Annotated in this window: 24 protein-coding genes and 1 pseudogene; 8 read left to right on the top strand and 17 right to left on the bottom strand. The window is 37.4% G+C overall.

All coding sequences use genetic code 11. The features are described from left to right. Positions 1 to 24: 24 nt before the first annotated feature. The 7 genes from V1500_RS07705 to V1500_RS07675 form a co-directional block, all read right to left on the bottom strand. Positions 25 to 765, bottom strand: a complete 741-nt coding sequence (locus tag V1500_RS07705; protein WP_409304983.1) for a hypothetical protein — start codon at positions 763 to 765, stop codon at positions 25 to 27. A gap of 117 nt (positions 766 to 882) precedes the next feature. Then, positions 883 to 1,122: a hypothetical protein gene (locus V1500_RS07700; RefSeq protein ID WP_409304982.1), complete on the bottom strand. Its 240-nt coding sequence runs from the start codon at positions 1,120 to 1,122 to the stop codon at positions 883 to 885. A gap of 830 nt (positions 1,123 to 1,952) precedes the next feature. Next, on the bottom strand, positions 1,953 to 2,288 hold the full coding sequence (locus tag V1500_RS07695; RefSeq protein WP_409304981.1) for a hypothetical protein: 336 nt from the start codon (positions 2,286 to 2,288) through the stop codon (positions 1,953 to 1,955). Positions 2,289 to 2,712: 424 nt separating this feature from the next. Then, the gene (locus V1500_RS07690) at positions 2,713 to 3,660 is read right to left on the bottom strand and encodes a sporulation protein (RefSeq protein ID WP_409304980.1); all 948 of its coding nucleotides are present in this window, start codon (positions 3,658 to 3,660) and stop codon (positions 2,713 to 2,715) included. Positions 3,661 to 4,807: 1,147 nt separating this feature from the next. Next, the gene (locus V1500_RS07685; RefSeq protein ID WP_409304979.1) at positions 4,808 to 6,082 is read right to left on the bottom strand and encodes an IS110 family transposase; all 1,275 of its coding nucleotides are present in this window, start codon (positions 6,080 to 6,082) and stop codon (positions 4,808 to 4,810) included. 175 nt (positions 6,083 to 6,257) lie between these two features. Then, positions 6,258 to 6,683, bottom strand: coding sequence for an HIT family protein (locus V1500_RS07680; RefSeq protein ID WP_409304978.1), 426 nt, complete (start codon positions 6,681 to 6,683; stop codon positions 6,258 to 6,260). 792 nt (positions 6,684 to 7,475) lie between these two features. Then, positions 7,476 to 7,664 (bottom strand): hypothetical protein, encoded by a 189-nt coding sequence (locus tag V1500_RS07675; RefSeq protein ID WP_409304977.1) that lies wholly within the window; start codon positions 7,662 to 7,664, stop codon positions 7,476 to 7,478. Between the two features lie 401 nt (positions 7,665 to 8,065). Between V1500_RS07675 and V1500_RS07670 the strand changes: the two genes are divergently transcribed. Together V1500_RS07670 and V1500_RS07665 are read left to right on the top strand one after the other, a co-directional pair. Next, on the top strand, positions 8,066 to 8,701 hold the full coding sequence (locus V1500_RS07670; protein WP_409304976.1) for a nitroreductase family protein: 636 nt from the start codon (positions 8,066 to 8,068) through the stop codon (positions 8,699 to 8,701). A 72-nt stretch (positions 8,702 to 8,773) separates the two neighbouring features. Then, positions 8,774 to 9,004, top strand: coding sequence for a putative quinol monooxygenase (locus V1500_RS07665; protein WP_409305944.1), 231 nt, complete (start codon positions 8,774 to 8,776; stop codon positions 9,002 to 9,004). 130 nt (positions 9,005 to 9,134) lie between these two features. Here V1500_RS07665 and V1500_RS07660 read toward each other — a convergent pair whose 3' ends face one another. The 6 genes from V1500_RS07660 to V1500_RS07635 form a co-directional block, all read right to left on the bottom strand. Next, positions 9,135 to 9,668 (bottom strand): SMI1/KNR4 family protein, encoded by a 534-nt coding sequence (locus V1500_RS07660; protein WP_409304975.1) that lies wholly within the window; start codon positions 9,666 to 9,668, stop codon positions 9,135 to 9,137. 121 nt (positions 9,669 to 9,789) lie between these two features. Continuing rightward, positions 9,790 to 10,227: an SMI1/KNR4 family protein gene (locus V1500_RS07655; RefSeq protein WP_409304974.1), complete on the bottom strand. Its 438-nt coding sequence runs from the start codon at positions 10,225 to 10,227 to the stop codon at positions 9,790 to 9,792. Positions 10,228 to 10,341: 114 nt separating this feature from the next. After that, the gene (locus tag V1500_RS07650) at positions 10,342 to 10,797 is read right to left on the bottom strand and encodes an NUDIX hydrolase (RefSeq protein WP_409304973.1); all 456 of its coding nucleotides are present in this window, start codon (positions 10,795 to 10,797) and stop codon (positions 10,342 to 10,344) included. Positions 10,798 to 11,053: 256 nt separating this feature from the next. Then, positions 11,054 to 11,425: a hypothetical protein gene (locus tag V1500_RS07645; protein ID WP_409304972.1), complete on the bottom strand. Its 372-nt coding sequence runs from the start codon at positions 11,423 to 11,425 to the stop codon at positions 11,054 to 11,056. Between the two features lie 221 nt (positions 11,426 to 11,646). Further along, a complete protein-coding gene (locus tag V1500_RS07640; RefSeq protein WP_409304971.1) occupies positions 11,647 to 12,270 on the bottom strand; it encodes an alpha/beta hydrolase in 624 nt (207 codons plus the stop codon). A 581-nt stretch (positions 12,271 to 12,851) separates the two neighbouring features. Next, positions 12,852 to 13,805, bottom strand: a complete 954-nt coding sequence (locus tag V1500_RS07635; RefSeq protein ID WP_409304970.1) for an NAD(P)-dependent alcohol dehydrogenase — start codon at positions 13,803 to 13,805, stop codon at positions 12,852 to 12,854. Between the two features lie 273 nt (positions 13,806 to 14,078). On the opposite strand from V1500_RS07635, the gene V1500_RS07630 reads away from it, so the two are divergent. Continuing rightward, positions 14,079 to 14,435 (top strand): hypothetical protein, encoded by a 357-nt coding sequence (locus V1500_RS07630; RefSeq protein WP_409304969.1) that lies wholly within the window; start codon positions 14,079 to 14,081, stop codon positions 14,433 to 14,435. 217 nt (positions 14,436 to 14,652) lie between these two features. On the opposite strand, the gene V1500_RS07625 is transcribed toward V1500_RS07630, so the two are convergent. Beyond that, the gene (locus V1500_RS07625) at positions 14,653 to 14,970 is read right to left on the bottom strand and encodes a hypothetical protein (RefSeq protein ID WP_409304968.1); all 318 of its coding nucleotides are present in this window, start codon (positions 14,968 to 14,970) and stop codon (positions 14,653 to 14,655) included. 180 nt (positions 14,971 to 15,150) lie between these two features. On the opposite strand from V1500_RS07625, the gene V1500_RS07620 reads away from it, so the two are divergent. Continuing rightward, on the top strand, positions 15,151 to 15,981 hold the full coding sequence (locus tag V1500_RS07620) for an AraC family transcriptional regulator (RefSeq protein WP_409305943.1): 831 nt from the start codon (positions 15,151 to 15,153) through the stop codon (positions 15,979 to 15,981). A gap of 410 nt (positions 15,982 to 16,391) precedes the next feature. Here the strand turns inward: V1500_RS07620 and V1500_RS07615 are convergent, their stop codons facing one another. Then, positions 16,392 to 16,643: a hypothetical protein gene (locus V1500_RS07615; RefSeq protein ID WP_409304967.1), complete on the bottom strand. Its 252-nt coding sequence runs from the start codon at positions 16,641 to 16,643 to the stop codon at positions 16,392 to 16,394. A gap of 102 nt (positions 16,644 to 16,745) precedes the next feature. On the opposite strand from V1500_RS07615, the gene V1500_RS07610 reads away from it, so the two are divergent. Further along, a complete protein-coding gene (locus V1500_RS07610) occupies positions 16,746 to 17,963 on the top strand; it encodes an IS110 family transposase (RefSeq protein WP_409304966.1) in 1,218 nt (405 codons plus the stop codon). Positions 17,964 to 18,109: 146 nt separating this feature from the next. Here the strand turns inward: V1500_RS07610 and V1500_RS07605 are convergent. Then, positions 18,110 to 19,011 (bottom strand): annotated as a pseudogene (locus V1500_RS07605) (DMT family transporter). A gap of 758 nt (positions 19,012 to 19,769) precedes the next feature. Further along, entirely contained in the window at positions 19,770 to 19,880 is a 111-nt protein-coding gene (locus V1500_RS07600; protein WP_409304965.1) for a hypothetical protein, read from the bottom strand. 534 nt (positions 19,881 to 20,414) lie between these two features. Between V1500_RS07600 and V1500_RS07595 the strand changes: the two genes are divergently transcribed. The 3 genes from V1500_RS07595 (at position 20,415) to V1500_RS07585 (ending at position 23,489) form a co-directional block, all read left to right on the top strand. Next, on the top strand, positions 20,415 to 21,413 hold the full coding sequence (locus V1500_RS07595; protein ID WP_409304964.1) for a fatty acid desaturase: 999 nt from the start codon (positions 20,415 to 20,417) through the stop codon (positions 21,411 to 21,413). 340 nt (positions 21,414 to 21,753) lie between these two features. Further along, positions 21,754 to 22,893 carry a sensor histidine kinase gene (locus V1500_RS07590; RefSeq protein ID WP_409304963.1) on the top strand — a complete coding sequence of 380 codons (1,140 nt, stop codon included), beginning with the start codon at positions 21,754 to 21,756 and terminating at the stop codon, positions 22,891 to 22,893. Further along, positions 22,890 to 23,489 carry a response regulator gene (locus tag V1500_RS07585; RefSeq protein WP_409304962.1) on the top strand — a complete coding sequence of 200 codons (600 nt, stop codon included), beginning with the start codon at positions 22,890 to 22,892 and terminating at the stop codon, positions 23,487 to 23,489. The genes V1500_RS07590 and V1500_RS07585 overlap by 4 nt, the downstream gene beginning before the upstream one ends. Positions 23,490 to 23,846 lie beyond the last annotated feature (357 nt).

Raw genomic sequence — 23,846 nt, 5'->3', positions numbered from 1 at the left:
ACATAACTATGTGTAGTAAGACGATTATAAATATTCCTCTTCCAGTCCCTTTAAATAGGCATTTCTAAACATAATATAAAAATCCGAATCTTCTCCAAAAAATTGTTTAAAACCATCTAATACTTTTGCTTGAAATTCTTTATCGTTTTTCCATACTGGCATAGCCCCCAATGATTCTTCAATTGTATCTTTTATAAAATCCTTTTCTCTTTCAGTAATTATTTTCCAACAATCTTTAGAAAGATGAAAACTTTCCATCCAATCACTAATAAATTCCTTTGTGTGTTTATCTATTATGGTTTTTCCATTATTAAAAATAAATTCCTCTACATCAGTCATAATACGGCTAATAATACTATCTATGGCTACTTCACCAAAGTTTTTATATCTAAAAGATTGTTTTAATTCTTCTGGATACTCCATACAATTTAAATCAGCATACATTCTAGCTGATGAAGAAGGAGAAAACCTAACTTTATAGTTTTTACCAAGTTCTTTCTTCACTTTTTCCGTAAGCTGCTGCCCAAGTTTATTATGTTTATCTTCTAATTCAATTCCGTTGACACGCAATGTATCATTGTTCCAATCCATCCATTCCCCATACCTCATAGCCCATCTCATAAGTTCTTCTTTTAAATCACCTGAAATGGGAACTTCTTCAATATCAAAGTTACACCCACATTGATTGCACCAAATTGGGTCTGTACCTACATCACCTTCAACTTTTAAATCATAAGTTTCCTGATGTTCACAAAAACATATCATTTATCATTTAACACTCCTCAAAAACTGTAGTTTCTATTGTATGGGAATTCGTATTCCACTATTCTGCCCCATTTGTTAAAGAAGAAAAAAGGCAGCAGAGTTTTTGGGCCGCCTTTATTAAATCATTTTCATTTCAACTTTACGTATACCTTTTGCCCTTTTTGCATCGCCCAGGAATTTCCAAACCCCATTATTTATCTGGTGAATTTTTCTTTCTGCACATTCTTTATGAAATAAAGTTGCGTCACAAAAATTATCCATAGCTAGCAAGCTTAACTCTTCTCCATCCACAAATTGTCCCCATAAAGCAAAAGTTCCATCTTCAAGTTCAACAACATATCTCTCGATAAAGTCCATAAAATCCTTCCTTTTTTTCTATGCATTTTCGTTGCGAAAACATCACTGTTAGCAATATATTTTCTGTTCTCACTAAATGAAATCCTTCTTCAGCTAACCTGCGCCGTTAGTGCAGTAAGCAAAAAGCTGCCCAAAATCTGCTCCAGTTTTTGAACTTACAGATACGTTTCCAATAATTGAGCATGGATAATAAACGAACTATTCCCTATAATTTCTCTGTAAATATAATGAGTTAAGGGGATAACAATGTATATTTGGAATATTAACAAACTAGTTACTGCATTAAGGGAAGGAACACTCTCCGATAAACAAAAGAAAAGGTATCGTATAGGTTTTTGGATAATTGCAGCTCTTACTGTCTTGTCATTACCATCCCTTTATAACCCTTATTCCATGAATACATATGATGTTATTGATTTAATCTCATTTCTTTGTATAAATGCAATTGGTGTTTATCTCTTAATCAATATTTACAATAAGAGAAAACAAAAGGATTTAGATTTTTTCCTGCCTTTCTTCAGCTTATCCATCCCCATATTTTTGAGAAGTGTTCTATTAGGCATAATACTATCTATCATTGGCAGCATATATATTCTATTTTTCGCACCTCATCATTCATTAGAAGAAACTAATTTAATCGACTTGATTACATATATGATCCTTGATGTTTATGTCAATGTTGTCTGCATTTACAATTTTAAAAAGGTTTTTCAGTAGGAAGCACCATTTTGGTGCTTTTTCTTTTCGCAATTTGGACGTAAAAATTATATCCAACTTCAACTAACCTGCCCTGTTAGTTAAACAAAAAAGACTAAAAGAACCATCGTTGTTCAATCCCCAATTGTGTATAAATGTTTTTTAAACTTTAATGCTTCTTCACACATATTTCTTAATTCTTTAACAAAATTGCGTATTAACGGTTCACATCCGTCTTCACTGCCATATATGCCGGATAGATTGTGACAAATTTTAATTAAATTTGGGATATCTTTTCTATAAATAATTCTTGTCTCATAACGATCTAATTGCAATAACAAATGGAAAGTTGGATCGTTTCCAAACTGCTTAAGTAGATATTGATGAATTTCTTCATCAAAATGGACATACTTTTCCGCCATTACAGCTTCTCTATCTGTAACTGCCATTACAATATCTATACCGGACATAACAAAAAATCTCCTTTAGTTTATTATCTGTTTTACTAGGGACCTAGGAACCACATCTTAAACCAGCTATACTTTAATAAAACCCTCTTGAGCTAGATGTAGTACTTGGTATTTTTATAAATGAACTCGATTTCTCGTCCTAAATCTATATCTTCAAAAAGTTCTGCATAACTATATTGCATATATTTGTTTCCACTTCCGAATTTAAAGTTTGGTAGCTTAACTGTTCTTCAACTAACCTGCCCGGTTTGCTCAATAAGAGGAATTCATTAAAAAGCCGCTAATCCTTCCGGGATCAACGCATACGCATCACTCGTATCGAAGTGAAAACAACAACTGTCGACCGAGTGGAAGCATAAACGAAAGTAATAAAGACCAGCGAGAGGAATCGCTGGTCCTATCTTTTTTGGTATCGTTCAGGGAATCAAAATTCTTCGTCATCCCCGCCGAAAAACGAATCGAATCCTTCTTCCACGTCTTCAATTTCACCCATGGCATCTTCCATCATGCCTTCTGCGTCAAACCCATCCATCAGTTCATTTAAGGCCATAGAGCCCAAGATACCTACGGCAAGTCCGCCTATCATGCCAGGAATCATACTGCCCTTGCCTGAGCCCTGATGCCCATGTTGGCGGAAGGAAAACGGCTGGGAGTAAGCATATGGCTGGTTGGCAGTCTCCTGGATGACGGACAGGAGCATGTCATCCAGTTCGCTTTCTGTTTGAAGCACCCCATTTGGAATGAAGAATTCCCTTTTTGCTTCTATTTCATGGTATCCGTTTCTGATATCCACTTCCATAAATACCTGGATCCCTGAATCCTGCCCGGCTAAACGGAGTTCCACTTCATTTATGTGGCCGGCGAATTGCTGGTTAGGGAAAAAGGCAAATTCCTGCCCATATGAATCTACCTTCCCGGAATCCGGCTTTTCCCTAAAGCCAAATCGCTCTAATGACCGGAACACCGACTGAATGCGTTCGGAAGGTTCTATCACCAGACGATCAACATCTGTCCTGTCGACCCCTCCTTCAATATCCAACAGCGTTTCAAAATGATAGGACACGTAGCTCCTTGTGAATGGAATATCAGTTGGAATAGTGTAATGAAAGGGAATGGCTTTTCTCTCTTTCGCTTTAACCACGCGGTCAATCGGTAAAGGAATCGTCGTTACAGCTCTGGACAATTGCCCACGGCTGGATGTGACATTGAGCATAAGCCGCACCGCTAGCGAATTCAGTTTTTGATCCACGTCTCCACCTTGCAGGATAACCTCTCCATGAATGTCTTCACCCGGTCGATAACATTTGTTTCCGAATGTTAAATCTACAGTCGCCGCCCCTTTTCCAAGGCTCGCTAATATTTTTTTAAACATTTGCGTTCAGTCCTCTCGATTGAATTTATTTTTCCTAGTGGGACCAGCAGGACATCTTACAACCTACCAGTTGTATTACGCAATGGAATGAAAAAAGTTTCGCCACATCTAAATACCAGAAGTATCTTCATATAATCCTGTCTTTCTTAATATAGGATAGACTAAAAGAAGATTATAAAATATATACTGGTTTTAATCCTTCTACCTGATTCCCTTTCTTCCGTGTTTAGGATCTATATTCTTTACATTTCCCTGGCGTTTGTTGTTAAACTAACCTGCCCCTTTAGCACACATAAGAAAAAGCTGCAGTAAAGCAGCTTTGGATCTTCAATCACTCACTCATTAGGTTAAGTACAATCCCTCTATCGATTGCCTGTTGAGTTACTCTGATAATTTTTGATCCTCAGTGATTAATCGCGATCTCTCCTCATTATGTAAAATGCTCTATCTACCGCTTCTCTATTTCCATACTTCACCATGGCCCAAATAATGCTAATTAATAAAGGGATTGTCCACGCCCAATGAAATTTGTTTACAATCCCAACAATTGAAAAGATAAATAGAATTAATGGAAACATAAAAAACCTCCTGGCATTCTTTGGTTATTATTAATATTTAAAATTCGCTATCGTCAAAAAGTCACCTTTTGTTTGTCTGTATAATTTCGAAATCCATCTTACGTAACTAACCAACCGAATCCTTTCTTTAAAGATTCTACTCTTTACCTTCTTCTACTCCCTCAGTATGATTCGATTTTCTCCCAAATGCTCGCTCATTCGCAGGATTTCAAACTCCTTGGTCTTAGGTCACCTTTTGTTCGAAGTAAGTTTGGGCCAACTTGGCTACGTGAAGGCATGGTTAAATAAAGGAGTTGGAAAACCACTCCATAATTTGCCATATGATGTACTACTCCACGCCGCCCCTGGAGGCTTTCCCTCCCATGTCTCAACGGGTCTAAGTTGCCCTGTCATTCCTTCGTCATGCCTTTCCAAGGGGTGGAGGCCAGTTATGCTAACCTAATGGGTCCGTGCCCTTTTGTTGAAGAAATCTGGTACTCCGTACATATTTGAAATCCTGCGAATGAGCCAACATTTGATAATCTATTGCTTGGTTTAAGTGTGTTCTCTCCGAGAACGTAAGAGTTGTATTACGCTGCGATGTCTTTTATGGGCTGCACTTTATGGGCATAATACACTTCGTTCTTACGTGCTATTCCAACAAAGATCCTGGCCAGCTTGCCAATCAATTTCATGATGGATTTCATTTTTTTCATTTTCTTCACTTTGACATTATGGGCATGTATCGCCTTAAATTCTGGATTGTTCATGACAAGGCTCATAGTGGCTAAGTAAAGGAAACGCCGCAGCCTTGACCTTCCACGCTTGGATATGACGGTCTGGCCTTTCCAATTTCCCGAACTCGCTTCCACCAGGTGGAGTCCCGCATGGCGAAGCAGTGAGTTGCCATGCGAGAAACCACTTAAATCCCCAGCTTCACCCAGGATGCCAGCCAGGGAGATCTCGCTAATCCCTTTAATCATAAGCAGCTTTCTTGCGAAAGGAATCGAGTCCAATACCTCCTTGACGGCCTGTTCCACCCTATCCATTTGTTGGACCGCAAGATCATATTCCTCCAATAATTGCTCAAGGTGGAATCTATAAGCACCAAGGGCCTGCCTTGTACCAACAGAGTTCATGGCCACCTGGACAAGCAATTGGGCTTTCTTCATTCCAGGCTGCCTCTTCATGACGGATCTCCACCCCATGACGATCTGTTCCGGCGTCATGGAACGCAGTTCCATCGGCAATGGGAATAGCCTGAGGGTAGCGATCGCTCCCTTGGCCGTTATATCTTTAAATACCTGCCTGAGTTCAGGAAAAACGATGTCCACCCAACGGTTTAATTGATTAATAGAGCTGACCAGCCGTTTGACAATCACATCCCTGTTCGACATTAGCACCCTGAGTTGCTCAAATGATTCCGAAGTGTTTCTCACAAAAGCATAATATCCGTTCTTCACCATATCAGCTATTACAAGGGCATCTTTCCTGTCACTCTTTGATTGGGTATTATCTCGGTTTTCCTTGTTCCTCTTCACTAAATGCGGATTCACGGTTACTACTTCGATATCTTGTTTCATCAGCCATTTGGAAAGGTTGATCCAGTAATGGCCCGTAGGTTCCATACCGACTGTAGCCGCCTCGAGTTTATGTATTCTTTTAATCTCGTGTATCCAGTTTAATAATATCGAAAATCCACCTTCATTATTTTCAAAGGTGATGGGTTCTCCCACTATAATCCCACGATAGTTCACGGCTCTCGCTACGTGAAAGTGTTGTGCAATATCCACGCCAATAATCAGATGCTTATCAGTAATTCTTTCTATTAGTTGATTTTGTTTGTCCTGCATTTTAAACTTCATATAAGGGGTTCCTCCTAAGATGTTGAGTTTGAGTCGAGTCTTACTCATCTATCTTACTGAGGGCCCCTATTTTTATCAAAGTTCAAAATAACGATCTACAGGAATGCTAACCTGTCTAGTAAACAAGCAAAGTTCCCCAAAAAACTGTTCCGTTTCAATCGTCGGTCAATAAGTATTACATTATTTTATTGATAACTCTAATTAAATCAGCTCGTGTAACCGACAACATATTTTTAATATTTTCATTTTTTAAAGGCTGTTCCAAATAGAAATCAGCAAACGACTGCTCCTTATATCGAGGTACAACGTGCATATGAAAATGAGTTATTTCGCTAAAAATTCCTCCATTTTGGCATATGGTCATCCCGTCAGGTTTATAGAGTGTCTTTATAGCTTTTGACACAAGCCTGGCCGCCTGTATTATTGCATTTGCTGTTTCTGTATCAAGATCATCAACATCTTCAAAATGCTGTTTTGGCAGTATCATAACGTGTCCTTCATTAAATGGATCGTGGTCTAAAATGCAACAAACCAATTCGGTCTCGTAGACTACATTCACGTCGGCTATTTTATTCGCTAGACTACATCCTAAACATTTCATTTTTCTTTCTCCCTTAACTCTATACGCAAATGACTACACAATGCAGATATAGCCTAAAAGCATCGATCTCCACTAAACACCCACTTCTTTTAACTAACCTTCCTCGTTGTTCATTGTGTTTCATACAGCTTCTCACTCTTACATAATCATAATACACTCCCTATTGCTATATTTTACCATTACCTAACCTGCCCTACCATGCCAATATCAAAAAACATGTCCCTTCTTGCAGGAGAAGAGCGGATTTGCACTACGAATTATTATTTGGTTCAAAAGCCTCTGTGGAAAAGTGTGGAAATTACGATATATTAAATTAAGACCCTTATAATGAATCACATAGTCAATAGGATATTGGGTAGTAGTAAAGTTTATCCATATCTATATTGACCACACAGGGAGTTAATAATGAGAATGATCATTAAAAGAATGTTTAGTCATAGATTGTCTTGGCCACAAATAATACTGACTGCTGCTATGGTTGCGACAATCGGCATGACCGCTAAGTTTTTTGTAACCATGCCAACCGGCTGGCAAAAGGGACTTTTGTATTTCATACTGTATATTGTATGTTCCTGCATTTCTCGGTTAATCATCAGTAATGAAGACTAGTAAGAGCCAGGGAATTTCCTCCTTGGCTCTTCATCTTTGTCTTACCAATATCGACTTAAGATCCTATCCTTCAATGCTCCATATTTATCCCCTATTTCAGTTCGATATTCAACTAACCAGCTTCGTTAGTAAAGTAAAAAAACCACATCTTGGTAGCTCGTGGTTCTGTTTTTAGCAAATAACTCAGTTCTGTGTTTTATTCATCTTTTCTAACGAGAAAAATATTATTGAATTAAAAGCAAACAATGCTGTTAAAACGATATTAATTGTTTTAAAGCCACCTAAAATCCCTGCTGTAAGAAAAGAAAGGCCCGCAATTGCAAAGCAAATCGCTGCAAACTTATATAGTTTTTCGTTATCAATATGATTCAATCTGTTCACCCTTTTAGTACAATACTATATTATTCCAATTAATATAGTAACATAAATCTTTCTACAACTAACCTGCCCCTTTAGTTCAACAACATATCCGCAAACGACAACCCAGTTCTCTTAAATATTGCACCGGTTACTGTCCGTACCATTTCCAAATAGGTTCTTATAATATTTCTTTTTCAACTGTTTGTCCAATGAATCTTAACAGTATTTTGACCAGCGATTGGCCAAATAGAAAAGGATTTTAAGTATTTGTATAGGAGTGAGATGCCCTAAGCCCTTTTGGTTTACAAATAACTAAAAAAGAAGTATTTTTGTTCATTGTATACTGTATAAATACGTTGCAGGGAATTGAAAATAAAAATCATTACATGATGAATAGAAGGAGTTTGACAGCTATGACAACACAAAAAACGAATAACTTTACCGAAATTGTTACAGGGCGTCGTTCAATTAAGAATTATGATCCAACAGTAAAAATCAGCAAACAAGAGATGGAAGAGATACTTACACTCGCGACTACAGCACCTTCTTCCATTAATATGCAGCCTTGGAGGTTCATTGTAATCGAGAGCCCTGAAGCAAAAGCTAAACTTGCACCGCTCGCCCGCTTCAATCAAAACCAGGTAGAAACTTCTGCCGCGGTGGTTGCAGTGTTCGGCGATATCGACAACTACGAGCGGTTTGAAGAAATCTATGGCATGGCAGTAGAAGAAGGTCATATGCCGCTTGAAGTTAAAGAAGGTATTCATAAGTCTTTCGCAGGCTATTTTGAGACGATTTCCCGTGCCGAGATGGAGGATGTAGTCCTAGTAGATGGCGGTCTTGTATCCATGCAGTTTATGCTTGCTGCCCGTGCTTACGGGTATGATACAAACCCTATTGGCGGTTATGAAAAGGACAAAATCGCCGAAGCATTTGAGTTGGACAAGGAACGTTATGTTCCAGTTATGCTTATCTCCATCGGTAAAGCAGCAGATACAGGGTACAAATCTGTTCGCCTTCCAATTGATAGAGTGGCACAATGGAAGTAATCTGAGCAAAACATAATGAGGGTTATCCACGCTTCAACGAATCCAGTCAAGTTTGACGAATTTTAAAGAGAAATACAGAAGCTTCTAGCTGCTTCATGTGAAGAAAACGGAAATATTTCTTACAACCTGTACAAAAATACAGAAAATAATAATGTTTTCACGATGGTTGAAGTGTGGAAGGAGCTCAGGCAGTTGCCCTTCATAACCAAAGCATTTTTTACTTCATTCATAGGAAAAGCGAAGGAATTCCTGACTGCACCGCTTGATGTGAAAGCATTTGATGGACAGCCTGCAAAACTGTAAGATAAATGATAAGAAATCTTTCATAAAAAGAGATGAGGTTAAATAACGATCTCATCTCTTTCACCCTTAGTCGAAGATAAGTTTGTTTTTTCTAGCCCTGCCCCTTTTGTCCTTTCTCTCCGTACCTCCATCAATAATTATCTTCTACTGCAAATCTTGGGGGATTCCAAAAATTTAAACCTTGGCAAATAATAAGTCGATCCAACCACAATTCGAAGCTTAAATTCAACAGATGAGCGACCCCGCTAGGTTCACAAGCATCTCGATATAGTAAGCAATATTTGTTACCGTTTTGGAACTTGTCACAATCTATGAGTATCTCATCTCCGTAATGGTACCCAATTGATATCCAACCTGAAGGAAAGTCTTCTTGCCAATCCAAGTAATTTTCAAAAACGTAATCAATGTCGTATAAATAACATTCTCCGCCATATTCTACATCATCAAATAAGGTAACCCCGTTATGCGTCTGCAAAAATCGCTTATAATCTGGTGGCAGGGAAAGATTTGTTTTAAGTTCGAATTCCTCAATTCTTTCAACAGGGGCAGGCTCATTAAAAGTACAAGTAACCTTAATGATTCGACCCTCGCCTTGATAAATTTCGAAGAAGTTCTTATCCGCCAACCGACTTTTCAGATAACCCAATGATTGCTCTACTAGCATACCAGCACCCCTAATAACCATTTCTCTATTACTCTGTGCATTAAAAAAATAATTAAATTAATTTTCCTAGTTGGCAGCCAATCCTGGACATGGACACTTTGTAGATAAATAAGGGGAAGGTTCAAACAGAGATTTCGCCAACAATCCAACCTTTGATAAACTCTTCAAACGATAAAGCGATGACACTTCGACTATCATCTTCATGGTTCCATACATAAATATCCTCAGTCTGAATCATTCCGTTTACTATTGAATAGCCAAACAAGTCTCCATTGCCAGCATCAGAGAAAAATAAAAATGTATCTAGTGGTTTTATAAAGTCCCTTTGTTCATGAATGGTCCAAAAAAATAAGTTTTCTCTGACCATTTGTTCTATTGACCAAATAAATGAAATTCCATAGTTGCCGTAGACACCATTTGTTTCATTGTATAAATCAGCCAATTTTGTTGGCAAGCTGACATTTAGTCCCTTTTTAATGGAAGCTATCTCCGCTTCGGTTGCAGGTGCTTTAAACTCAATCTCTTCTGAAATACTGCTTAAATAATCTCTCCACATCATTGACTGCTTACCACCTTACAATTCTTAATCATTAATAATTCTCTCAAGGATCTTATTTCTCCTTTATAAAGCTGCCCCTTTAGCGCAGTAAGCAAAAAGTCCGCCACAAAATATTTAATTTGAAAAAGAATTGACTAGATCCTTGATTGCTGGTAGATCTGGTGGGTTTATTTGTAGAGGTAAATTGGTCAATTCACAAAACTGCAAATCAGAAACCTCGCTACTATCCTTAATCATTTCACCTTTATAGTCAGTGCAAATATAGGTCGCAGTAACATTGTACACTTCATCGCCGTGCGGATATTTATAATGTAGTTCTTCTCCAGAATATACTTTGAATAGTTCCAAGCTATTGGCAACTAAGCCCGCTTCCTCAAATAATTCTCTTGCCGCCACTTCTTCTAATGTTTCTCCTGGTTCCATAGATCCACCGGGCAATGCCCAGTATCCGTTGTCCGTTCTTAACTGTAAAAGAAGTCTATTACTTTGGTCTAGGCAGATAACACTTGCTCCGACCATAATTATTGGACGGTTACCGACTATCTTTCTTAAATCCATTATATATCCCATAATATACATCCCCCCGGATGACTTTAATTTAACTAACTTTCGATGTAATCATCCAAATTCCTTCTTCCACTAACCTGCCCGGTTAGCTAAAAGAGGGATTCAATAAAATAGGCATTAATTCTTCCTGGATCAACGCACCAATTAGTTTAAGAACATTTCTTCATAATCTTGTGGGTAATCCTACTTTAATAATGCACTAGTAACTAAACATCGCAGTTTAATTTTAAATTTACCATCCCTTTTAACTTATTTTGTTTTAATCTGTTTTGATCTCATAATCAGTGACTTGGCCTTTTTCATCGAACCAAATTACCAGCCATTGACTCTCCACAGCCATAAAACCGCTCTCGCTGCCTAAATAATATACAAGATTGTGTAGTTCTTTAAAATATAACTCTTCCTCTTGCTTTCCCAAAAGGTCTATTATTTCTGCTTTTGTCTTACCTTTTACCCTTTCTTCCGACAGCAGACTGTCAACCATATCTACTCGTTCCTCGGGTTTATTTAACCATCTGTCTTGATTAAACTTATCAGGTGAAAATGCCAAAAATAACATGTAAATTACTCCAACTATAAGTAGTCCAAGTGACAGTAATGTTAAACTTATAACTTTAATTGGTTTTTTCAATTAATTCTCCCTATTAAATTTACACTCAATATTCTCGCTAATAATTTGCCATTAAGGAAATAATATACCAGTAACAGTTTTGTCGCGCCCTTTGTAAAAAAGGAAAAAACTGAACTAACCTGCCCCTTTAGCACAATAAAAAAAGCCGCAAAGAAGCAGCTCCGTTATTCAAAGAAGGACGAGCTTGTAAATTTATTATTACTTCTTGTTTCCGCCCATTTTTAAAACTCATTAATTACAGACATTACACCTTTTAACATCTCAATAGATTGTATTGGTTCTCTATCAAGTTCTAAATTGTGATTTCCACCATCAACCACTTTTAATATAAGATTGTGAATATTTTTCAATTGTTCATAGCGATCTAAAATAAAACAAACATTATCTTTTTCTCCAAAAATACAAAGTCCTTTATTTTTACTGTTAACCATTGCATTAAATACATCATCATTTTGAAGTATCGGTGTCAACCAAACTACTTTTGCATCTTTAAACATTGTGTTATCCAGCAGATAACTCAAAACTTTTGTTCCGATCGATTTAGCAACTGCATAATAATTACTGTATTTCTTGTCCTTGATGGCATTGTCAATTGCAACTTGAACATCTCTTGCTAAATTCCTTTCATTCAGAGCAGACATCTCTTGCCTACTAAATGTATAGTTAATATGTAATACATCAAAACCTTTAGTGTAGAATAAACCTGTTGTAAAGTGTAATAATGGAGCTTGTGTTGTGTAACCAGCCCCAGGTAAAACAATAACTAGACTATTTGTTTCTTCTTTTTGTTCTATCAATCTAAAAGGGATACTTTTAGACCCAATAATTTCATTGTTTGTCGTCATTTCCTCACACCTAGAAAAATTTTATAAATGCTGCTTTATTCTTCACTATTCATCTATATTCCTTCTTTAATAAAACTGCCTCTTTAAGATAGCGGAGTTCCGGATTTGAAACACTCATAACCCTTTTATATTTTTTACATATTAGATCCAATTACCGAAGCTTTTAAACCATCTCTTTTTACCAATTATTGATATATAATTAACAAAAATGGAGTGGGTGTTTGATGGCAAACTCTGAAATGAAGTCCGAAACCCAAAAACGCATTAAACCAATATTCTATACACAAATAGTGTTAATGGCTGCACTATTTCTAATCATATTCACTGGTGTTTTGCCTGATTATCATTATATTATCATTGCACTGGGGTGTGCTTTATCATGTGTAGAAGGATTCCTGCTTAAAGAACACATAGCAAATCAAATCTTTTACTTGTTTATAACTATCTTAATGACCTACTTGTTTTTAATTCGATAGTTTTCGATTCAGTGCTTGTTTTAATTCCTTGTTCAACTAATCTGCCCCCTTTAGTTAAGAAGTACGTTCTTACACCCAGACTGCCCCGTTTGTTCTATAAGGACCTTATTTGACTCTAAGAACAATCTTCCCCTTTGTACGCCCACTTTCAATGTGCTGGTGAGCCTCTACAATCTGTTCCAAAGGATAACATTTTTCAATAACAGGTCTTAATTTTTCTTGTTCCACAAGACTACTTAAAAAAGCCAAGTCTCCATCATTTGGTTTTGTAAAATGAATCTTTGCTTTTTTGGCACCTAAAAATGTACCAATCATAAGTTGAAACGGATGGTATTTAGGAAAAAACAGGTGTTCAGTAATATAAACACCTTTTTCGGTTAAAGAGCGTATGCAACTGAAAAAGGTACGCTTACCAACTGCATCCAGAATAACATCGTATTTATTTCTATGATCAGTGAAATCTTCCTTAGTATAATCAAGGATATAATGTGCCCCAAGATCTTTAACCCAGTCTAAATTGGAGGTACTACAAACAGCAGTTACTTCAGCCCCATAGTAATTTGCAAGTTGAACAGCAAAGTGTCCTACGCCCCCTGAAGTTCCATAGATGAGAACTCTTTGCCCGGTTTTTATCTGTGCTACGTCTCTCAATGCCTGTAACGCAGTTTGAGCAGCACACGGAATAGCAGCAGCTTCTTCAAAAGTTATATTTTTCGGCATATGACTTAGGAAATTCTCACGTGGAGAGACATATTCAGAATGGGACCCGAAGCAACTCCCGAAAACGTGATCACCCACCTTAAATTTGCGAACATTCTCACCGACAGCCTCAATAGTCCCCGCAACATCTATGCCCAGTATAGGATTTTTTGGTTTTGTTAACCCATTATCCAACCTTGTTGGTAAATAACCCTTTCGATACAAATAGTCTAAAGTATTGACAGATGCACTGTGTACACGAATCAGCACCCTGTCTTGTTCCTTGATGGATGGCTGTTCGACATCCTTTATACCCATAACTTCAGGGGGACCATAGGTACTATAAATTGCTGCTCTCACCTGCATACCTCCAAAATAATAATTCTATTTTAAGGCCTTTTTTAATGGAAGCTCTTTCTTCTTATTATATGATGGTTTACGGAATATTTGGACTTTTCAACGTTATTTTTTAAAAGCTGCTCCGTTAGTTCAGGAGGGCTACCAAAGAACAAAAACCACCTTCTCTTCTATTGCACATTCCTCGAAATATGTATTAATGTTATCCATATTTAATTTGATTTCATTTCATTTATAATGAAATCAATAAATTCAAGGGAGAGAACAGAAAAATTTATGATAGATATTTTTTGGTATTGCTACTTAGTGATTTTAGCAATCGCTGCTATTGCAATACTCATAACTGGCTGTAAAAAAACTCTTGGTATAATAGATTTTCTATTTTCCGTAATTACTTGGATAGGTTTATTTGGTTACGTTACTAGTACACAGATTCTTACTCCTCTTGTATGGAAATTTGTATTTGTAATTGGTTTGATATGGGATGTTTATTTTAGTTTCAAAAAGTTCAATGAAAAGGTTGAAGGTGACGAAGATACACCTCAATCCATTAAACTAGCAATTATCGGAATTACATTAATTTTCTTAGTTGGACCTTTATATTTCGGCTTATTTAATTATGCGTTTAAATAAAGTGTTTATTTTTTCTCGGAAACTAATACTATTATTTTAACCAGCTGCCAGAGTACCCCAGCAAGGGTACTTTGATTATTTATTGAGATTTTATTTTGCTCCTTCACGATATGGTTCAATTCGAAATAATAAGACTTTCCTTGTTGAATTAACCTGCCCCTATAGTTCAGCTAGAAAAGCGGGCCTTAAGAGCTTGGAAAACCTCAATATCACAATATTATCTATTGTCTTTCCTATCTCTATAAGGATATAACACGTTGGCGACCCACTTACGAAACACTTCATAGGCATCGTCATCTGTCTTCGCGTTTCCTAAAAATACCCCCTTAAATTCATCATAATAATGTTCCTTTGCGCCAAATAGAGCTATAAACTCTTCATGATCTTCCAAATCATCGAAAAATATGTCCATTGATCTATCTTGTCTTTCCCAAGCAACAGCCTCTAGGTAAGGAGTTAAATCATCTGTCCAATTATTTATATGAAGGTGGTCACCGGTGTAATTCTCATTTGAAAAGTATCCGTCCTCAAACATTTCTAACCCTCCTAAAGATTACATATCGATTGTATCTGTTATTCCACTAACCTGCTCGTAACCTTGATAATAATTATTAAGGATATGGCTTGAATATAGCAAAAAATGTTAAGAGCAAGTTTTTAATTGCTGTTATAGTAAGTGTAAGGCAGGTGAAGATAAGTGGGTTATCAAGAAATTATGCAACAAATAGTGGATTATATTGAGGAGAACTTGCATGAGCAGGTAACATTGGAAGGGCTAGCTAAGCTTGCTAACTTTTCTCCTTTTCATTTTCACCGTGTATTTCAGGCAATGGTCGGTGAGTCTGTAATGGACTACGTAAGAAAAAGGCGGCTTACGAGGGCGGCCGAGCGATTATACTATTCAGGTGATAAGGTGATCGATATAGCTTTTGATACAGGCTTTCAATACCAGGAATCTTTTAATCGTTCATTTAAAAAGCTCTATGGAGTCTCCCCAAAGCAGTACCGTGACTCTAACAGATTAGCTGGGCCCTTAATCGGAAAAGCCTGCCTAGATATACCCCAATTATTAGGAGGGAATAGCATGGAACCTAAAGTAATCACGAAACCAGCTTTTCACGTCATTGGCTTCGAACTCGAAACGAGAAATGTTGACGGCCAGAACAATAAGGATATCCCGGAATTCTGGCAACAATACATGCAAAACAGTTTAGGCTGCAGGATTCCAAACCCGGTATATAAGAACCAAGAGCTCGGTATCTGTACTGATTTTAATCCGGAGACAGGTGAATTTATTTACTTGATTGGTATGGAAGTTGAGGAAGGATCTGTAACACCTGAAGGAATGGTATACAGAAGTATTCCGGAGGAAGAGTATGCTGTTTTCACAACTCCAAAGGCAAATGACCAAACTTTCAGCCTTACCATTCAAACCACCTGGAATAAGATCTTTACAGAGTGGTTTCCAAAGACGGGTTATGAACATGCTGGTACGACCGAGTTCGAACTGTATGATCAAAGATGTCACGGTTCAGAAAAAAAGTGATGGACATTTATATCCCTATTAAAAGGCAATCAGAAAAGGTTTAGCTCAAATATAGGCACTAAGCATTTTGCTAAGTGCCTTTTAAATCAATTGTATTTTTGGCAATAAAAAGACTTATTTTTAATTTATCTAAACCTGCCCCATTAGTAAAAGAAGTAAAATCTTTTGCACGCCAGCATTTATTCAAATTAAAATATTTGGTATCAATTAATCAGGTTTTTTATTCTTTAGGATTCCCAGGACCAATATCAAGATAAAACAGATTATATTAAATATCCTGTAAATATATCGTTGTCTACGATGATATTCACAATGGTCATAAGAATTAAGCCAACTATGCAGATATTTACAAACTGGCTTTTAAGGAAATGCATTAAACTCACCTCTACTTGGCAATTAACCTTCTCAAATTATAGCAGTTCTTCTTCCACTAACCTGCCCCGTTTGTTCAATAAGAGGAATTCAATAAAAAAGGCCGTAAATCTTCTTGGATCAACGCCCCCGTTAGCCCTCCATGAATCGCAAAACCGGCGATTCACCACAGAGAATGAAAATGGCTCCAAACCGTCGATACTGTTCTTAGGCTGGATGAGGAAGGTCGATGAACTATGGTGCCATAGAGCCCATCCGTTAGTCTGACTCCAACGACCACGGTGCACCACCGACTGTCGCTCCCCTTCCGGGGAAGCACTTATGGTAGATTAATCCTAATTCTGGTTGCTGCACCAGCCTCTATTTTAACTAGCCAAGAAAGGAAAAGTTCAATGGATGTAATCATTGAAAGAGCTTGCGGGCTGGATGTACATAAGGACAATATTACTGCCTGCATCATGACATCTGAAGGAAAGGAGGTTCGCACGTTTTCTACTAAAACAATCTTCCTCTTGGATCTAATCGATTGGATTAAGGAACAAAAGTGCAGTCACGTTGCGATGGAGAGTACAAGTGTTTACTGGAAACCAGTCGTCAATCTGTTGGAAGCTGAAGGTATTGAATTTCTCGTGGTCAATGCCCAACATATGAAATCTCTTCCCGGTCGTAAGACCGACGTGAAAGATGCCGAATGGATTGCCCAATTACTAAGACACGGATTGTTAAAGGCAAGCTTTATCCCGAACAGGACACAACGGGAGCTTAGGGAACTAGTCCGTTATCGCCGAAGCATTATCGAAGAACGTGCCCGGCAACACAATCGGATTCAAAAGGTGCTTGAAGGAGCGAACATCAAACTTGGTTCTGTCGTTTCGGACATCATGGGTGTTTCGGCAAAGGACATGCTTCATGCTATCGCAAACGGTGAAGACGACCCTGAGAAACTATCAAATTTGGCACGCCGTACAATGAAAAAGAAGAAAGATGAACTTGAGCTGGCTCTTCGAGGCTATGTAAACCCACATCAGCGATTAATGCTTAAAACAATTTTGACTCATATTGATTTCCTCACTGAACAGATCGAGATAATCGACAAGGAAATTGCCGAGAGGGTAAGCGAATATCAGGAAGATATCGAACGGCTTGACTCCATTCCTGGGATAGCCACAAGGATGGCTGAACAAATACTCGCTGAAATTGGTACTAATGTGGGTTCGCAGTTTCCTAGTGCTGCACATTTATGTTCCTGGGCAGCCTTGGTTCCTGGCCACAATGAAAGTGCTGGAAAGCGGAAATCTGCAAGAGCCAAAAAAGGTAACAAGTATCTCCGTTCTGCCTTAACTGAAGCAGCCCAATCAGTAAGGGGTTCGAAGAACTATCTCGGTGCCCTATACAGGCGGACAGCCGGACGAAAAGGAAAGAAACGTGCAGCCATTGTAGTCGCACATGCGATGTTGCGTATCGCGTATTACCTTCTCACCCGAAAAAAAATGTATGTTGATTTGGGTGAGGACTACTTTGACAAGCAAAGACAAGTTTCAATCGTACGGCATTCGGTTCGGAGACTGGAGAACTTAGGATATACAGTGACCATTTCGGAAGCATCCTAGTCTTTCAATAATCGATTCAGGAATCAGACGCTCTCCTTTTTAAAAAACTGATTGAACTGCGTCTATTTAAGTATGGCCATTTTCCTGAAGTTACAGAATTTAATTTTCATGGTAGCTTAATAAGCCTTAATTAAGAAGTCCATTTTTTAGTGAGTTTTTAAAGGTATATTCTTATTCTGTCTTCGAATTTTAAACCCTAAAGCAATTGCTGCTCCAATACAGCTAGATAGGCAACCTATTACCAAATAAATTGATGGATCTGATTCACCAATTAAAACAGAAGCTATCCCCCCAATTGCTGGGAAAAGGGCTACCATATACCCGCTTTTTGCACCTCCAATTTTTGCTACAAGTTTTAAATAAAATAACCAAGCCATAAAAGATGCAATCAAAGTTAAATAAAGCAAAGCAGATAAATATGTAATTGATGTTGGAAGTATCATTTTTTGTCCTTTGAACAATACAATTACCACCATTAAAAAACTGCCCACAGTAAAGCCAATAGCATTTGCATATATAGGATCAACTTTTTGTTTAGCATTTCTTGCAGAACTGGCATACCAACAGCTGTAAGAATCGTACCTAACAAAGCAACCATTATTCCTTTTAAAACAGTAAGTCCTTGTAAATTATGTAAGGTCGGATAGATAAGGACACATACACCAAATACCCCTAGAATTCCCCCAAGTAAAACGCGAAGATGTAATTTCTCTTTTAGAAAAGCACGGAGAGCAATCGGAGTCAGTATTACTTTTAACGAAAAAATTAATGTTACAATTGCAGCCGAGCTAAAAATTGTGGCGTAATAAAGGCACAAATAACTTAATGCAAAATTACATACACCAAATACAATTATAAAGGGGATATCTTTTCTTTTTGGTCTTCCCTTTGGTTTAAGGAACCAAACAAGAAGACAAAATAAAAATGCTGTCATTAATAATCGATATGTTAATGATAATTCCAAACTGACTGGTGTTCCTTGAATTTTCACTGCAATAAAATTAAGTCCCCATACTATTAAGCAGAATATGTACATAAAATTTGTCATTGTATTTCCTATTCCTTATTTTTAACTTAATATGTTAATTACTTCTACGTAAGTAATTGTAACAAAACTACCAGTTTATGTTTCAATTTAAATAAGTCTTTTTCACCACGACTTTAATAGCTTTCTAATTGAAATAACCTGCCCGTTCTTGGACCAACACACCCGTTAGTGCATTAAGGACTAATTTCTCTTTCTCAGCAGTAAATAGATTGTAAAGCCACTCAAAGTAAATATTACCATCCCCACTAACACCCTTACTAATGAGACACCTATTTGAACAGAATCTTCAGTTGCATGTTTTATCACATTGACTGTCCACCAGTTACCTATTGAAGATTCATATATTGCAAAGTACAGCCATATTAACAAACAGAGGAAAATAAATAAAATAACGCCGATTTTTCTATTCAAGACATTCCCCTTTTACAATAGGTGTCTTTATACAAACATTAACACTACTTGTGGTAACCTGCCGCGGTAGTTCAATAACAGGAATTCAATAAAAAAGGCAGTTAATCCTTCCTGGATCAACGCTCCCATTCATAGAATAAGACTTATTCAATTGTAAGGAATTCTCTTGTAGCAAGCGTAGTCTGATATAGGAGAACGGATTCTTTTAAAATATGATTTTTTAAAGACTCCATGCTTGTTATTGATGATACATTGTGCTTGATGTTTCTTACTAACTCACTAATGAATTGGTCTTTTAACACATCTTGATATCAACTATGTCGGTGGTGCTGCCATCCAGTTCAAGATCAAATCTCAACCGTACATTTCCGTCCGTATACTTCGTGCTTGTCATTTAAGACTTTTATTATATATCCTAAATTAAAGTAATAGCCTGAAGAATAACTTGATTTTTGCAACCCAAGTACAACCCTTAAATCTTCACCCTCTAAATACTATTTCTTCTTTTTATCAATCCGTTAGAGACAACAATTTAATCCACTATCTTTTTAAATTCCATAGTTTCCATTAGGATTTTCTCCTCTTTTTCCTTTAAGAACAAATATTCTATCCTTAACTCCTATTTTCCTTCTTCCACTCACCTGTCCCTTTAGTTGAAGAAGAAAAAGCGTAGTCTGTAACTGGGTACGAGAATTAGCCCTGGATTATGTAGGTTCAGCATACTAAGTACGAAACAAAAAGAGTAAAAGAACATCTTGAAAATAAGAACAGTCATATGAAAAAAAGAGTCACTTTCTGGTATCTATCTAGCTCAATCCTTTATGGTTGAGCTTTTTCTATGCAAAAGGGGAATTCCCGTCGATATGCTTGTAACATGTAAATGTCAGACATGACATTTGTCATGCTTGATGTATGACATCTATGTCTGCAAAAAAAAATTCCTACCATATATACTGTTGTAAACCAATCATATGAGGAAAGGAAAGATGTAGATGATCAATGAAAATACTAAAAATCTTAGGAAGCAAGTTGCTCCTTTTGAAAAATCCAATATGAAAGCCAGCATCTGGCAGCTAATTAACACAATGGTTCCTTTTTTTGTATTATGGTTCCTTGCCTATCAAAGCCTAAGCATTTCCTATTTATTAACCTTGGTAATAGCAGTGTTTGCAGCGGGTTTTTTGGTTCGTATGTTCATTATTTTTCACGACTGCTGCCACCACTCGTTCTTTAAAAACCGTCGGGCAAACAAAGTGCTAGGTACATTGACTGGCATTTTAACGTTGTTCCCCTATAGCCAATGGCAGCATGATCATTCCGTCCATCATGCAACCAGCAGTAACCTCGATAAGCGCGGGACTGGGGACATTTGGGTATTAACGATTGAAGAATATTTGGCCGCTTCTTTCTGGAAGAAAGCTTCCTATCGTTTATATCGAAATCCCATTGTCATGTTCGGATTAGGCCCTGTTTATGTGTTCCTCATAAAGAATAGGTTTAACCGAAAAGGGGCCAGATTTAAAGAAAAGATGAACACGTATATAACAAACTTGGCAATTGCCTCATTGGCGGGTCTGTTCTGTTGGGCACTGGGCTGGGAGTCCTTTCTGTTAGTTCAGGGAACAATCTTTTTAATTTCTGGCTCTTTGGGAATTTGGCTTTTTTATGTACAGCACACATTTGAAGATTCATATTTCGAAGAAGACGAAGAATGGGAATTTGTTAAAGCAGCAGTCGAAGGAAGTTCATTTTATAAACTTCCAAAACTCCTTCAGTGGCTCACTGGCAATATCGGCTTCCATCATGTCCACCATTTAAGCCCAAGGGTACCGAATTATAAACTTGAGGAAGTCCATAAAAATACTGCGCCGTTACAGAATGTGCCGACCATTACACTTTCTACGAGTCTGAATTCATTAAAATTTCGACTATGGGACCAACAAAATAAAAAATTTGTAGGTTATGGAGCTTTAAAATCAGCATCAAAATAATCTTACTACAAAAGGCTTCCATTTTACTTCAATCTGTCCGGAACAAAGCTTTCATAGCCTATCCGGTCCTTTACGAAGGATGAAATGGAGGCCTTTGCCGCATCAAACCATCTAAGCCACAAAAATTCTTTATGTGAGGCTCTTTCCGTAAACTTTGTTGCTTTTGGAAGTTAAATATTTGTTCATTAGGTAAGCTTTCCTTTAAGGTTATACGAAAAGATACCACGAAATCCCTGGTAAATGCGTGTTGTGTTTACTTGCGGAAAACAACAGCAACCTGTGAAATAAGCCTTATGATAAAATATAAGTACACAATTTTCATTAAAAAGAGGTTCCAAGAATGTTCAAAAGTTATATGGTTACCTTAAAAAGCACTGGGATTTCTCCATATATATGGGCAGTCCTAAGCATTCTCCCGTTTTATTTCATTTTTCAGTCATCATCCAAAATCGAAATCAGTATGGGTATTCTATTAACGATTTTATTTTTTATAACATTTCGATTTGCATTTATTTCAAAGGGTTGGTCTATTTATATATGGACCAGCATATTAATTGTTATTTCCATAACAACAGCAATCGTTTTTCATTATATTTATTTCGCTTTTTATATAGCTTATCTAATAGGAAATATAAAAGACCGCCTTCCCTTCATTATTTTATATATTATTCATTTAATAATTACATCTGTTGCAATCAATTTTAATTTTTTCTTGCATGCAGATTCGTACTTAATGCAATTGCCATTTATTATTATCATATGGATAAGCGTTATATTAATGCCCTTCACTATTCGGAGCCGGAAAAAAATGGACCAGTTGGAAGAAAAATTGGAAGATGCCAATAAGCGAATTTCAGAACTTGTTAAGCTGGAGGAAAGGCAACGCATAGCTCGGGATCTTCATGATACATTGGGGCAGAAACTTTCACTGATCGGCTTGAAAAGCGACCTGGCACGAAAGCTAATCTATAAGGACCCGGAAGAAGCAAAGAATGAATTGAAAGACGTACAGCAAACAGCAAGAACTGCTTTAAATGAAGTAAGGAAGATGGTTTCACAGATGCGCGGCATCAGGTTGAGGGATGAAATCATTCGTGTAAAACAAATCCTGAAAGCTGCACAAATCGACCTGGATAGTGAGCCTGACTTATCATTGACAAATGTATCACTGCTTACCGAAAACATTTTAAGCATGTGCCTAAAGGAAGCCGTTACCAACATAGTAAAACATAGCAATGCCACTACTTGCTACATTGCAATAGATCAGACATGGAACGAAGTCATCATTTCTATTAAGGATAACGGAATCGGAAAGGTGACACAAAGTGACCTGGCTAAAGGTAATGGGCTGGCCGGTATGAAAGAACGGCTGGAATTCGTTAATGGGAGTCTGGATATTTACAGCCAGGATGGAACAGAGTTAATAATTAAAGTGCCGAACGATGTTAAGCAAACCGATTGGGGAGGAATAGGCGGATGATTCGTATTGTAATAGCAGAAGATCAACGAATGTTGCTCGGGGCTTTAGGCTCACTTTTAAACCTGGAAGAGGACATGGAGGTTATAGGAAAGGCAAGCAATGGTGAAGAAGCTGTTACCCTTGTCCAGCGTCTTCTACCGGATGTTTGCATCATGGATATAGAAATGCCCGGGAAAACTGGTTTGGAGGCAGCAGAAGAACTACAACAACTAAATTGTAAAGTGATTATATTAACAACCTTTTCTCGATCTGGTTATTTCCAGAGAGCACTAAAAGCAGGAGTAAAAGGGTATTTACTCAAGGATAGTCCAAGCGAAGAATTGGCAAGTTCAATCCGCAGCATTATGGCCGGCAAACGTATTTACGCACCTGAATTAATGGACGATGCGTACAATCAGGAAAATCCGCTTACCGAGCGAGAAAAAGAAGTATTAGAACTTGTGGCAGATGGGAAAAACACGAATGAAATCGCTGATCAGCTAAGTATCAAAACAGGGACGGTCCGTAATTATATTTCTGCCATCTTAGATAAACTCGAAGTGAAGAACAGAATTGAGGCTATAACCCATTCAAAGGAAAAAGGCTGGTTCAAATAGTCCGATCCTTAACATAATAAAATGCGTAATATTTTGCAAGTAAAAGCTAAGCAAAATAAGAACACAAGGCTGAATAATAATCTTTTGTGCATAAACACTACCTTCCTCCAATGTCTCCTATCTCTCTCACGGCTGCGTACACATCTTATAATATTAAGCAAAGTTTTAAGTCGTGTTGAATCCATTAATGCGAAATATCACATAAAATGCGAGTGTTAAGCACTCATGTGCTAATTTAGCTTTTATTTGCCTGGATGGCCGTCCACACATAGGAAGGCGCTGGATAAGGCGGAGCTCAGGGCAGTTTCTTATGTTTCAGTGTCGACATGTTCCCTTTGCTTGATTTTATACTCCGAG

Source organism: Peribacillus sedimenti (genome assembly GCF_046237635.1).
In the GTDB taxonomy this organism is placed as follows: domain Bacteria; phylum Bacillota; class Bacilli; order Bacillales; family DSM-1321; genus Peribacillus; species Peribacillus sedimenti.
Note: the sequence above shows the minus strand (reverse complement) of the source record. Positions and strands in the feature narration are given on the sequence as shown.

Excerpts from the sequence above, each read along its gene's own strand:
- V1500_RS07640 (WP_409304971.1), bottom strand. The coding sequence starts at position 12,270 with ATGACGACAAACAATGAAATTATTGGGTCTAAAAGTATCCCTTTTAGA.
- V1500_RS07595 (WP_409304964.1), top strand. The coding sequence starts at position 20,415 with ATGATCAATGAAAATACTAAAAATCTTAGGAAGCAAGTTGCTCCTTTT.
- V1500_RS07655 (WP_409304974.1), bottom strand. The coding sequence starts at position 10,227 with ATGATGTGGAGAGATTATTTAAGCAGTATTTCAGAAGAGATTGAGTTT.
- V1500_RS07620 (WP_409305943.1), top strand. The coding sequence starts at position 15,151 with ATGCAACAAATAGTGGATTATATTGAGGAGAACTTGCATGAGCAGGTA.
- V1500_RS07650 (WP_409304973.1), bottom strand. The coding sequence starts at position 10,797 with ATGGGATATATAATGGATTTAAGAAAGATAGTCGGTAACCGTCCAATA.
- V1500_RS07695 (WP_409304981.1), bottom strand. The coding sequence starts at position 2,288 with ATGTCCGGTATAGATATTGTAATGGCAGTTACAGATAGAGAAGCTGTA.
- V1500_RS07630 (WP_409304969.1), top strand. The coding sequence starts at position 14,079 with ATGATAGATATTTTTTGGTATTGCTACTTAGTGATTTTAGCAATCGCT.
- V1500_RS07705 (WP_409304983.1), bottom strand. The coding sequence starts at position 765 with ATGATATGTTTTTGTGAACATCAGGAAACTTATGATTTAAAAGTTGAA.
- V1500_RS07685 (WP_409304979.1), bottom strand. The coding sequence starts at position 6,082 with ATGAAGTTTAAAATGCAGGACAAACAAAATCAACTAATAGAAAGAATT.
- V1500_RS07670 (WP_409304976.1), top strand. The coding sequence starts at position 8,066 with ATGACAACACAAAAAACGAATAACTTTACCGAAATTGTTACAGGGCGT.
- V1500_RS07590 (WP_409304963.1), top strand. The coding sequence starts at position 21,754 with ATGTTCAAAAGTTATATGGTTACCTTAAAAAGCACTGGGATTTCTCCA.
- V1500_RS07610 (WP_409304966.1), top strand. The coding sequence starts at position 16,746 with ATGGATGTAATCATTGAAAGAGCTTGCGGGCTGGATGTACATAAGGAC.
- V1500_RS07585 (WP_409304962.1), top strand. The coding sequence starts at position 22,890 with ATGATTCGTATTGTAATAGCAGAAGATCAACGAATGTTGCTCGGGGCT.
- V1500_RS07680 (WP_409304978.1), bottom strand. The coding sequence starts at position 6,683 with ATGAAATGTTTAGGATGTAGTCTAGCGAATAAAATAGCCGACGTGAAT.
- V1500_RS07625 (WP_409304968.1), bottom strand. The coding sequence starts at position 14,970 with ATGTTTGAGGACGGATACTTTTCAAATGAGAATTACACCGGTGACCAC.
- V1500_RS07700 (WP_409304982.1), bottom strand. The coding sequence starts at position 1,122 with ATGGACTTTATCGAGAGATATGTTGTTGAACTTGAAGATGGAACTTTT.
- V1500_RS07660 (WP_409304975.1), bottom strand. The coding sequence starts at position 9,668 with ATGCTAGTAGAGCAATCATTGGGTTATCTGAAAAGTCGGTTGGCGGAT.
- V1500_RS07690 (WP_409304980.1), bottom strand. The coding sequence starts at position 3,660 with ATGTTTAAAAAAATATTAGCGAGCCTTGGAAAAGGGGCGGCGACTGTA.